Below are 11,297 nucleotides of genomic sequence, written 5' to 3'. Positions count from 1 at the left end.
CACCACGGGTCCTGGCGGACCGGGGCGGCCGGAGAGGGCGGCGGAGCTGCTGTGATGCGGTCAAACGGGGTCCGGGACGGGGCTTATGCTCCAACCCAGCGGAGGATTATGCTACGCGGACCTCGCACCCCGGCCCGATCGGGCGTTCGAGGTGATTGGCAGACCATCGGAATCGGTACGCATGAACCACCGGTGCCCGGGGCACGCCCTCATCAACGAGACAGCAGAATCCTCAAAGAGAAAAGCCACGAGCGGGAACGAATTCGACCTGGTTGGATGTTGATCCTGGTACACAGCTCGTCGAGCTAGAGAAGAGGCGACGTGACTACTGTTCTGACCCCTGCGAGCCCGCTCACCGCGGCAGACCGCTGCGACCGTTGCGGCGCTCAGGCCTACCTGCGCGTCGTCCTTTCCAGCGGCGGAGAGCTGCTGTTCTGCGCCCACCACGGGCGTAAGTTCGAGCCCGAGCTCAAGAAGATCGCCGTGGAGATACACGACGAGAGCGACCGCCTCTCCGGCACCGCGGCAACGGCTGCCGAGAGCGAGCGCTGACGCTCCCGCTCGAACCCCGAGCTGCCTGAGCGGCCGGGCGGCCCACCCTCCGGGATGGGCCGCCCGGCCGTGGCGTTTTCCCGGCCGTCGCGGCAGGTCGTGTCGGGCACGTCACAGCACGTTCTGCACGGACTCCGCCACCGCCGAGATCCGGGTGTACACCCCGGGGTGCTCGGCCTCCGCGCAGCCCGCCCCCCAGGAGACCAGGCCGGCCAACCGCCCGCCCACCACCAGTGGGCCGCCGCTGTCGCCCTGGCAGGCGTCCCTGCCGCCGCGCTCCTCCCCCGCGCACACCATGCTGCGCGCGTCGTACGCGCTGTCCCGGCCGCCCGGGTAGGCGTGCCCGCAGCCGGCGTCCGAGATGATCGGCACCGTCACCTGCCGGAGCGTGTTCGAGTAGTTGCCGGTGCCCCGGGTGTCGCCCCAGCCGAACACCGTCGCCGGCGTGCCCTCCTCGTACGGCCGGCTCTCGCCCGGAGCCACCATCTCCAGCACCTGCCGGTCGTTCTGCGGCTCGGCCAGCGTGAGCACCGCCACATCGCGGCTGTTCGCGGCGAAGCTGTAGCTCGGCTCGATCCACACCCCGCTGACCGCCACCTCCCGCCCCGCGGTGCCCCGGAGGTCGTCCCGACCGACGATCACCCGCAGCGAGGGCCGCTGGGTCGGCCGACCGGTGCTCTCGTCGTAGAAGCAGTGCGCGGCCGTCACCACCTTGGTCGGAGTGACCAGTGCCCCACCGCAGAACTGCCCCGAACGGGCCGAGCCGAACTGCGGACGGCTGGACAGCGCCACCATCCACGGATGGTCACCGGTGCTCGCGCCCGTCCCCCCGACGATCCGCCGCTGCGCGACGGCCTGGCCGGCCGCACCCAGCGCGATCAGCGGGACGGGCAGGGCGGCCACGGCGACGAGCGCGACCGCCCGGCGGCGGAGCCGAGGCGCGGACGGGTCCAGGATGGGCACCGGTTCTCCAGGGGTTCGGCGGGCAGGCGTGGGACGTTGCACCGGTCGGAGTGCGACAACCTGCCCAGCGTAGTCATCCGATCACCCAACGTGCCGCGCATGCGCGCACCGGCCACTCCATCGGGCGACGCCCGGACATGCGAACGGGCCCCTCCGCCGGTGGCGGAGGGGCCCGTCCAGGTGACTCGGGCTGACGGAGGATCAGTCCAGGTAGTCGCGCAGCACCTGGGAACGCGACGGGTGGCGCAGCTTCGACATGGTCTTCGACTCGATCTGACGGATGCGCTCGCGCGTCACGCCGTAGACCTTGCCGATCTCGTCCAGCGTCTTCGGCTGACCGTCGGTCAGACCGAAGCGCATCGAGACCACGCCCGCCTCGCGCTCGGACAGGGTGTCCAGCACCGAGTGCAGCTGCTCCTGGAGCAGGGTGAAGGAGACCGCGTCGGCCGGGACGACCGCCTCGGAGTCCTCGATCAGGTCACCGAACTCGCTGTCGCCGTCCTCGCCGAGCGGGGTGTGCAGCGAGATCGGCTCGCGGCCGTACTTCTGGACCTCGATGACCTTCTCCGGGGTCATGTCGAGTTCCTTGGCCAGCTCCTCCGGGGTGGGCTCGCGGCCCAGGTCCTGGAGCATCTGGCGCTGCACGCGGGCGAGCTTGTTGATGACCTCGACCATGTGCACCGGGATGCGGATGGTGCGGGCCTGGTCGGCCATGGCGCGGGTGATCGCCTGCCGGATCCACCAGGTCGCGTAGGTGGAGAACTTGTAGCCCTTGGTGTAGTCGAACTTCTCGACCGCACGGATCAGACCGAGGTTGCCCTCCTGGATCAGGTCCAGGAACAGCATGCCGCGGCCGGTGTAGCGCTTGGCCAGCGAGACCACCAGGCGGAGGTTGGCCTCCAGCAGGTGGTTCTTGGCGCGGCGGCCGTCCTCCGCGATGATCTCCAGCTCGCGCTTGAGCTTCGGGGCGAGCTTGTCGGCCTGGCTCAGCTTGTCCTCGGCGAACAGGCCGGCCTCGATGCGCTTGGCGAGCTCGACCTCCTGCTCGGCGTTGAGCAGCGGGACCTTGCCGATCTGCTTCAGGTAGTCCTTGACCGGGTCGGCGGTGGCGCCGGCCACCGCGACCTGCTGCGCCGGGGCGTCGTCCTCGTCGTCGTCGGAGAGCACGAAGCCCTGGTCCGACTCCTCCTCGGGGCCCTCTTCCTTGCCGTCGCCGGGCAGGGCCACGTCTTCGAGGAGCTCCTCCTCGCCGACCATGTCCTCGTCGCCCTTGGCGCCGGGCTTGCCGGCCGCGGTCTTCTTGGCGGCGGTCTTCTTCGCGGGAGCGGCGGCCTTCTTGGCCACCGCCTTCTTCGCCGGAGCGGCCTTCTTGGCGGCCGTCCGGGCCTCGGCGAGACCGATGGTCTCGACGACGGTGACCTCACCGGTCGTCACGGCGGCGGCCACGGCCACCGACGGGGACACGGTCGCGTTGGGGGCGATCCGCACCGGGGGCTTGGTCTGGGCGACCGGCGTGCGGGTGGTGACCGCCTTGGTCGCAGTGCGCTTGGTGGTGCTCTTGGCCGCGACGCTCTTGCGCTTGGCGCCGGCCGGCTCGGCCGCGCTGACCATCAGCTCCACCCCCTCCTCAATCAGCACCTGGTTGAGGCTGCGCATGACGTTCTTCCACTTGGTGACCGGGATCTGGTCCGCCTCGAACGCGTGGCGCACGTCGTCACCGGCGATCTGCCCCTGGGCCTTGCCCCGCTCGATGAGCGCCAGCAGTGCCGCGGACTCGGCGATCTCGGGGGGAAGCGAACGGGATGTGCTGGCCGACACGAACAACCTCTCGGACGATGAGTGGACGATCCCGCACCGACCGCCCGAGGGACTCGGGTGGGTGGACGGTGACCGGGGTCTGCAGGACGGCAGCAGCGCCGCGCACCAACACAGCCGTCTGGCCTGTGGTGGTATTCCGGAGCTGCTTCCGCTCCGTACACATCGCTGCCGCCACTCAAGTGTTACGCATGCCCGTCGTGGCGCCCGTCACACCACCCGGCGGCCGGTACGGGCTGCCCCGGGCGGCCTATCGCCGACCGGCTCGCGGGCCGATCTGCCACCGGCCCGCCATCGGCCCGTCATCGGCCTTTCGGAGCCTCTGCGGCCGTTCACTAGCCGGTCCGCGCCCGGCCCGGGCGGGTCCGCTCGGGCCGGCTCGGGCCTCTCCGCTCGGGTCGGCTCGGGTCGGCTCGGGTGGGCGACGGGTGTGGCGCGGGCAACTGTGTGGGACGCGACACGCCGATGGCCCCCCGGCTGCGGGTGGAGCAGCAGAAGGGCCATCCGTTCGGAACGGGCTGGGCTGGACCGCTCAGTGCTCCCGCGGGGCGGGGACGGCGTGCTCGACGTCCGGGTGGACGGTGAGCAGGGCGCGGACGGCGGCCTCGGCGGCGGTGCCGTCACCGGTGCCGAGCGCGTCGACCAGCCGGGTGTGCAGGCCGACCGCCGACTCGGACGGGCGCTCGCAGGTGGTGCCGGAACCGCCGGACACCTGGAGCGCGCCGGCCACGATCCCGGACAGGTGCTCCAGCATCCGGTTCCCCGCCATCTGCAGCACCAGGCCGTGCAGCTCGGCGTCGGCGCGGGCGTAGCTGACCAGGTCGCCCTGGCTGCCGGCCTGGCTCATGATCTCGGTCAGCTCGACCAGCCGGTGCTGGACGTCCTCCCGGCCGTGGCCGGCGGCGAGACGGGCGGCCAGCGGCTCGATCGCCCAGCGCAGCTCGAACAGCTCGCGGCGCTGCTCGTCGCGCTGCGGGCCGAAGGCGCGCCACTCGATGATGTCCGGGTCCAGCAGGTTCCAGTCGCTGACCGGACGGACCCGGGTGCCGACGTTCGGCCGGGCCGAGACCAGGCCCTTGGCCTCCAGCACCCGGAGCGACTCGCGCACCACGGTGCGGGAGACCTCGAAGCGCTGGCCGATCTCCTCCGGCACCAGCGGGCGGTCGGCGCCCAGGTCGCCGGAGACGATCATCTGGCCGAGCTGCTGGACCAGCTGGCCGTGCAGGCCGCGGCCGCGGCTGCTGGTGGTCTTCCGACCGACCCGGGCGAGTTCGTTCTCCGCCCCCTCCCAACGGGGGGCGGGTGGCATCGGGCGGTCGGCGTACGGGAAGCGGTCCAGCTCGGAGGCGGAGATCGACTCGGCCTGGCGAGCGGCGGTCACGGTGGGGTGCGCAAGGGTACTCACGCCATCCTTTGTCGGCGATCGGCGGAGCCGTCTTGAGCATTCTCCTGAAAAGCACACGAAAGGGTGATCGGCAGTGTCTGGATAATTGACTTCTTATCAGCCACAAATGCGCATATCGGTCATCCCGGCTTCATCCCGACCCGAATTCGGCGACGGTTCGGGGCCTCGCTTCACGGCCCCGGCGTGAGGGTTGACGCCGGGTCGGCGGAGCTTGTCGCACCGTCAGCGCCGGTCACCGAATTCCGCGGTGTGCGAGGTTCCTGCGGGAGGTGCCTGCGGGAGGTGCCTGCGGTGTGTGAGGTCCTTGCGGTCCTTGCGGTCCTTGCGGTGCACAGGCACGCCGGGGCCGGGGCTGCGGGGATCACTACAGTGCGCGGCGGCGGAGCTGGGCCGCCAGCACGGCCAGCACCAACAGGGCGGCCGGGGCCAGCAAGGCGACGACGACCACTCTGTCCAGTGCCGCCGCCGTCCGGTCGGTCGCCTCGTGGACGAGGTTCAGGCCGTACTGGAAGGGCAGCAACTCCCCCACCCAGAGCGGCCAGTTCCGGCCGAAGTGGTGCAGCAGCAGACCGGCGGTGGGCTCCAGCAGAGCGGGCGTCGCGCAGGTGAGCAGGAACCCCACGACGGCACTGCGCACCAACGCCGCCAGCAGCAGGCCGGCCCAGCCGCCGGCCACCACCAGCGCCAGGTACGCCGGGAGCGGGCGACCGATCCCGCCCACCGCGAACGGACCCGTCGCCGGGGCGGGCGCCAGGCCCGGGAGGGCCGCCAGATCCGCGGGGCGCGGCTGTGCGAACACCGTCGAGGGGTCCACCGTGCCGGGCAGCGCGAACCGGACCAGCAGGGCGTTCACCACCAGCGTCAGCACCGCCAGCAGGACCGCTGCCGCCCCGACCACCACCAGCTTCGCGGCCAGCGCGCCGAGCCGGCGTCCCAGGCCCACCCGGGACGCGGCCAGGCCCGGCCAGCGCATCTCGTTGCTGTACGCCAGCGCGCCGAGCGCCGCCGCGGCCAGCGCGGTCAGCGGGAGCGGCAGCCACGGGACCACGCCGGCCATCGCGCGCATCGCCCCCGGCACCGCCAACCTCCCGGCCGGGAAACGCTGGACCGCCACCGCCGCCAGCGCCGCGTTCAGCAGCACCGCCGCCGCGACCACCACCCACGTGGAGCGCACCCCGCGCAGCCGACGCACCTCACAAACCACCAACCGCACGGTCTCACTCACTCCCGTTCTCGTCGCCGACGGCGCGCCTGCGCACCGCACTCGCCCCGCTCTCGCCCGCCACCACCTGCGTCCGACCTCCCGCCGGCCCGACCGGCCTGGCCTGGCCCGCCGAACGCAACTCCGCGGCATGGACCGGCCGGAGACGCACATGCGACCGCCCCTGCTCCGGCACCGGCTCCGGCTGCGCCTGCTGCTGCGGCTGCGCGGGTGTTCGTCCGGCGGCCCGTCCGGGAGCCGAGGCGTGACCAACTCCCGTGATCCGGGCGGGAGTCAGCAGCTCCGCGTCGGTCGGGTTGGCGGCCAGCTGCTCGGCGTCGAGCACGATCGGCGTGGGCGCGGCCGGCGTGGGCCCGGCGGGTGCGGCCGACTGCTCGGGGGGCACCCGGCGGAGTGGGGAGGCGCCCCGAGGCGTCCGGCGGATGAGGTCGACGGGGGCCTCGGCCGGAGCGGACGGGGCGGGTGGCGCGGGCGGGTCGGGGACGAGGGCGGCGGCAGCCCAGCGACCGGCCTGCAGGCCGCGGTGGTCGAGGGTGCGGTGCTCGCCGGTCCGGCGCTCGGCGTCGGGTACGGCGGCCGGACGGCCGACGGTGGCGGGCCTCGGGGTGTCGGAGGCCGGGGCCGGGGCTGCCGCCGGGCCTAGGGCGGGAACAGGACCGGCACCAGGGGCGGGGGCGATCCGGGGCCGCTCGCCGGTGTTCTGACGGACCGTCCGGATCACGACCTCTCCGGAGCGGCCCGAGCCGCTGGGCAGAGCGGCCGGGAACGAGATCGGGCGCTGCACAACCCGGTCGGCCAGCTCGTGCAGCAGGACGCCGTTGCGGTAGGCGAGTTCACCGATCTCGGTGCGGCCGATGCCGCTCACCGCGAGACCGGCTCCGCCCTCCCGCCGGACCTGTGCGCCCTGGGCGACCAGCAGGTCCGCGAGGCGGGCCATCTGCGGGCCGCGGACCAGGACTTCGGGGTGCAGCCGGGTACGGCGGAACTCCACGACGGGCTGGTCGGCGGCCAGTCGACCGGCGTCCAGGGTGACCACCCGGTCGGCGAGCGCTGCGGCCTCCTCCGGGCTGCGGGTGGACATCAGCACGGTGCCGCCCGTCAGCGCGAAGGACCTCAGGTAGCCGTGCAACCACTCCTCGCTGCGCGGCGAAAGGCCCTCGGTCGGAGCGTCCAGGAGCAGCGTCGCGGGGTCGCCGAGCAGGGCGGCGGCCAGGGCGAGCCGACGGTGCATGCCGGGCGAGAAGGTGCCGATCCGGTGGTCGGCGACGGGGGCCAGACGGACCTGCTCCAACAGGTCGTCGGCCCGCCCCACCGGGACGCCGACCGCCCCCGCCAACATCCGCAGGTGCGCCCGGGCCCGCTGGCCGGGATGCCCGGCCTCCGGCCTGCCGGACGGGACCAGGACGCCGATCTCCCGCTCCGGACGCCGGATCCGCCGGTAGGTGCGACCGCCGAACAGGGCCAGGCCGCGGCCGCGTTCGAGCTCCACCATCAGTCGGAAGGCAGTGGACTTGCCCGCCCCCTCGTCCCCCAGCAGCGTGGTGACCGTCCCCGGCCGGGCCTCGAAGGTCAGGTCCAGCACCGCCGGGGGATGGCCCCTTCGGTACGTCTTGGTCAGTCCGGTGATTTGGATCATCGCCGCCCGCTCCCTCGCCCGCCGACAGACCGGGGTTCGTCCGCCAGGCCTGAGCCTGCACAGTAGGACGCGGAAGCGTTGAAACCAGGCATTCCGGATGCATCGTGGACGGTGTTAGCGCCTAGCTCACCCGAACAGGGGACAGTGGTCTCACGCCACTGACGCCTCCCCCACGAGCCGTCGCCGTCCCGCCCGCACGGAACCGGCCCATCTCATCTCACGAGCAACTCGTCCTCGGCGACGGCGGGTACGGCCCCGCCGAACTCGGGCGTCAGGCCTCGGGGCGGAGCATCGGCGGGTTGAGCACCGTGGCCCCGCCGGCGGTGAACAGCTGGGCGGGACGGCCGCCCTGACGGGTCGTCGTGCCGCCGGAGGGCAGCAGGAAGCCCGGGGTGCCGGTGACCTTGCGATGGAAGTTCCGCGGGTCCAACACCACGCCCCAGACGGCCTCGTACACCCGGCGCAGCTCGCCGACGGTGAACTCCGGCGGGCAGAAGGCCGTCGCCAGCGAGGAGTACTCGATCTTCGACCTGGCCCGCTCCACGCCGTCCGCGAGGATCTGGCCGTGGTCGAACGCCAGCAGCTCGCCGTCGTTCCGGTCCACACCGAACAGCTCGCTGACCGGCGCCCACCGGGCACTGCTGGCGTCACCGCCCGCACGGGGCGAGGGCAGGTCCGGGGCGAGCACCAGGTACGCGACGCTCACCACCCGCATCCGGGGGTCACGCTGCGGGTGGCCGTACGTGGCCAGCTGTTCCAGGTGCGCACCGAACGGGTTCTGCCCGGCCAGCACTTGGCCCGGCGCGGACTGCGCCCGCAGCCCGGTCTCCTCCGCCAACTCCCGGGACGCCGCCTCGGCCAGACCCTCGTCCGGCCGCACGAACCCACCGGGCAGCGCCCAGTAGCCCTGGAACGGCGCCTCGCCACGCTTCACCAGCAGGGCGCACAGCTCATGGTCGCGCACCGTCAGCACCACCAGGTCAACCGTGACTGCGAACGGGGGGAAGGCCGACGGGTCATAACGCGACATGCCGCCGATCTTAGTCGTCTCTCTGACGATAAACACAGACCACGGCCCTGCTCCCGTCTCCTCCGGCGTTCCTTTCCGTCCCCGTTCCCGCCCACCGGACCGCCCACCGGACCGCCCGCAGGCCAGCCACAGACCGCTCGTGGACCGGCCACAGACCGCCCGTAGACCGTCCGCAGATCGTCAGCTGGCGGCCAGTTGCAGGAACGACGGAGCCTCCTCCACCACTGCGACACCGATCCGGCTGACCCGGACCGAGAACGGCTCGCCGGCCACCCGCAGGCCGGTCAGTTCCAGTGCGCCCAGGGGTGCGGTGCTCGCCGGGCGGGTGGCCACCCGCCCGGACGGGACGTCGGGCCGGACACCGGCCAGCGAGAGCACCAGGTGGACGGCGGCAGCCGCCGACATGGCGGCCGGACGGCAGGCCGCCGGGTGCGGCACCGGTGGGCAGTCGGCGACCTTCTGCTCACCCGCGTACATTTCCGGCAGCCGGTACTCGAAGTGCGCGGACGCCTCCAGCATGCCTTCCAGGAGGATCTCGGCCTCCCGCTCGAAGCCCGCGTCCACCAGCCCGCTCACCGCGAGCGCGGTCTCCTGCACCCGCACCACGCCGCTGCGGTGGCCGAGCGGGTTGAACCGTGGGGACTTCGCGCTCAACGTCCGCAGGCCCCACCCGCAGTCGAACTCGGGTGCCACCAGCCGCTGTGCGAGCAGCCTGGTCTGCTCCCGGTCGAGCAGGCCCTCGTGCAACTCGCCCTCGGCGGCCAGGCCGACGTCGAACAGGTGCACCAGGGTGGAGGCGAGGGCCGGCACCGGCCGGTCCGACGCCAGCAGCGCGGCTGCCGGGCGGCCTCCTGACAGGTCGTCGATCCAGAACTGCGCGCGGAACCGTTCCCTCAACTCGGCCGCCCAGGCCCGCCACTCCGCCGCTCCGGGACGGTCGAACGCCTCCAGCAGGTCCGCACCCTGAAGCGCCGCGCGGTGCGCCTGCGCCTGGACTTCGCACCTGGCCGGACCGGGCCGCGCGGCCCGCTCCTCCGCCGAACGGCCGAGGTCGGTGACGAACCCGACTGGTCCGTCCGGCCCCTCCGCCACTGCCGCGCGCAGCGCCCCGAGGGCGCGCTCCGCGGCCGGCAGCAGCTCGGCGACCTCGGCCCGGGGCAGTCCCCAACGCCAGGCCTCCGCCAGCACAGTGACGAACAGCAGGGTCGCCTCCGTGGCCGTGCAACTCGCCGGCAGCTCGGGACCGCCGTGCCGCAGCGGCCCAGGGATCACGCCGTCCATCGCCTGCGCCGCCGTACCGCTCTCCGCACCGGGAGCGGGCGAACTGCCCGCGCCCTGGGCCGAGCCGGGCTGCGCTGCCGAAGCGCCGCCCGAGCCGCTGGATGAACCACCGGCTCCCGCCGGGCTCCCGGCCGGGGACGGGCCGACCGGGGACGGACTTGACGCACCATCAGCGCCGGCGCTGCCCTCGGCCGTCCGGGCGGTGCCCGCCGGCTGCTGGGGTGCGAGGTGCTGGCGGCGGGCCGTTGCGCGGAGCGTTCCGGCGGCGAGCCGGGTGCCGAGCGGCAGCGTCATCCGGGCCGCCCAGAGCGCATCCGCGGCAGTGAGGCCGAAACGCCATGGTGCGCCCGAGGCGGTGTAGAGATCGGTCGGACGGTCCGCGTCCGCCAGCAGCAGCCCGCCCAGGGTGTCCAGGGCACGGCCGACCAGGCGGGCGGCGCGACGGTCGTCCGCCCGGACCTCGGGCTCCGACCAGGGCAGCGGCACACCCGGGCCGCGCCCCGTCGGTGGACGACCCGTCGACGGGCTCTCCAGCTCCACCTGCAGGTCCACGGACCAGCGGGCCCCGGGCTGAACCTCCAAGTCCCACCGGAGCACGCCCGCGCCGGCCAGCACCGCGTGCGGCGACGGGCGAGCGCTGACGGTGGCCGCGCGACCCTGCCCGGCCCAACGCAGGCCCGAGGACTGGACCTGGCCCGGCAGGTCGGCCGAACGTCGGCCCGCCGCGATGTCGGTGAGCTGGCCCAGGTCGGTGCCCAGGGCGATCTCCAGCGGGATCCGGGCCGGCCGGGCACCGGTGTTCCGAACCGTCACTGTCTCCGCACCGTCCGCGTGCCGCAGCCGTTCGACCGTCAGCGCCGGATCCGGGTCGAGGTCGCCCGGCACCCGGACCGAGCCGAGGAAGCGCGCCGCCGCCGCGGACGTCAAGGTGCCCTGGAGCGGAACCGGTTCCATGCCGCCGAGGCGCAGTTCCATCCTGGCCAGAGTCCGCACTCCGTGCCGGAAGAAGCCGTGGAGGCTCTGGCCCCGCAGCTGCCCGTCCGGCCCGGACGCCGCCATGCCCGGGGCGTTGACGCACAGGATGTCGTGCGCCGCCGAGGGCTGCGGCCGAGGCACCACCGCCGGAGCCGCTTGACGGGCCGTCACCGGCGCGGCCGCACCGGCCACCTGCTCCGACCGACCACCCGGCCCACCGGGCGACGCTCCGGGGGGAGCTGACGGGTGGTCGGCGCGTGGCGCTGCTCCGCCCCGCCCCGGAGCCGGTACCCCTGGGCCCGGCCTGGTCGGGGTTCCGTAGGGCGGCGTGGCAGTCCCGTACGGGGGGGTCGGGGTGCCGTACGGCGGAGTCGCGGCACCGTGGGACGGAGCAGCCCCTGGCGCATACGGCGTGGGG

At 73.6% G+C, this 11,297-nt stretch carries 8 protein-coding genes; 1 reads left to right on the top strand and 7 read right to left on the bottom strand.

From position 1 onward, the window contains the following. Window positions 1-321 precede the first annotated feature (321 nt). Entirely contained in the window at window positions 322-552 is a 231-nt protein-coding gene (locus CG736_RS33055) for a hypothetical protein (protein WP_100589805.1), read from the top strand. A gap of 111 nt (window positions 553-663) precedes the next feature. On the opposite strand, the gene CG736_RS33050 is transcribed toward CG736_RS33055, so the two are convergent. The 7 genes from CG736_RS33050 to CG736_RS33020 form a co-directional block, all read right to left on the bottom strand. Further along, window positions 664-1,515, bottom strand: a complete 852-nt coding sequence (locus CG736_RS33050; RefSeq protein WP_100589804.1) for a trypsin-like serine protease — start codon at window positions 1,513-1,515, stop codon at window positions 664-666. Between the two features lie 201 nt (window positions 1,516-1,716). Beyond that, window positions 1,717-3,339: an RNA polymerase sigma factor gene (locus CG736_RS33045; protein WP_083462151.1), complete on the bottom strand. Its 1,623-nt coding sequence runs from the start codon at window positions 3,337-3,339 to the stop codon at window positions 1,717-1,719. A 523-nt stretch (window positions 3,340-3,862) separates the two neighbouring features. Then, complete coding sequence (locus CG736_RS33040) at window positions 3,863-4,735, bottom strand: FadR/GntR family transcriptional regulator (protein ID WP_100589803.1); 873 nt, start codon at window positions 4,733-4,735, stop codon at window positions 3,863-3,865. A 364-nt stretch (window positions 4,736-5,099) separates the two neighbouring features. Continuing rightward, the gene (locus CG736_RS33035; protein ID WP_100589802.1) at window positions 5,100-5,909 is read right to left on the bottom strand and encodes a hypothetical protein; all 810 of its coding nucleotides are present in this window, start codon (window positions 5,907-5,909) and stop codon (window positions 5,100-5,102) included. A 43-nt stretch (window positions 5,910-5,952) separates the two neighbouring features. After that, window positions 5,953-7,593, bottom strand: a complete 1,641-nt coding sequence (locus CG736_RS33030; RefSeq protein WP_100589801.1) for an ATP-binding cassette domain-containing protein — start codon at window positions 7,591-7,593, stop codon at window positions 5,953-5,955. A 271-nt stretch (window positions 7,594-7,864) separates the two neighbouring features. After that, window positions 7,865-8,623: an NUDIX domain-containing protein gene (locus tag CG736_RS33025; protein WP_100589800.1), complete on the bottom strand. Its 759-nt coding sequence runs from the start codon at window positions 8,621-8,623 to the stop codon at window positions 7,865-7,867. 180 nt (window positions 8,624-8,803) lie between these two features. Beyond that, a complete protein-coding gene (locus CG736_RS33020; protein ID WP_232734344.1) occupies window positions 8,804-11,050 on the bottom strand; it encodes a glycogen debranching N-terminal domain-containing protein in 2,247 nt (748 codons plus the stop codon). Window positions 11,051-11,297: the final 247 nt, after the last annotated feature.

Origin of the sequence: Kitasatospora sp. CB02891, assembly GCF_002803145.1 — a bacterium.
GTDB classification, from domain to species: Bacteria; Actinomycetota; Actinomycetes; order Streptomycetales; family Streptomycetaceae; genus Kitasatospora; species Kitasatospora griseola.
This window is presented reverse-complemented; position numbering and strand designations above follow the sequence as displayed.

What these genes read in the sequence shown, in the direction of transcription:
- CG736_RS33030 (WP_100589801.1), bottom strand. Translation starts at nt 7,593, where the DNA reads ATGATCCAAATCACCGGACTGACCAAGACGTACCGAAGGGGCCATCCC.
- CG736_RS33025 (WP_100589800.1), bottom strand. Translation starts at nt 8,623, where the DNA reads ATGTCGCGTTATGACCCGTCGGCCTTCCCCCCGTTCGCAGTCACGGTT.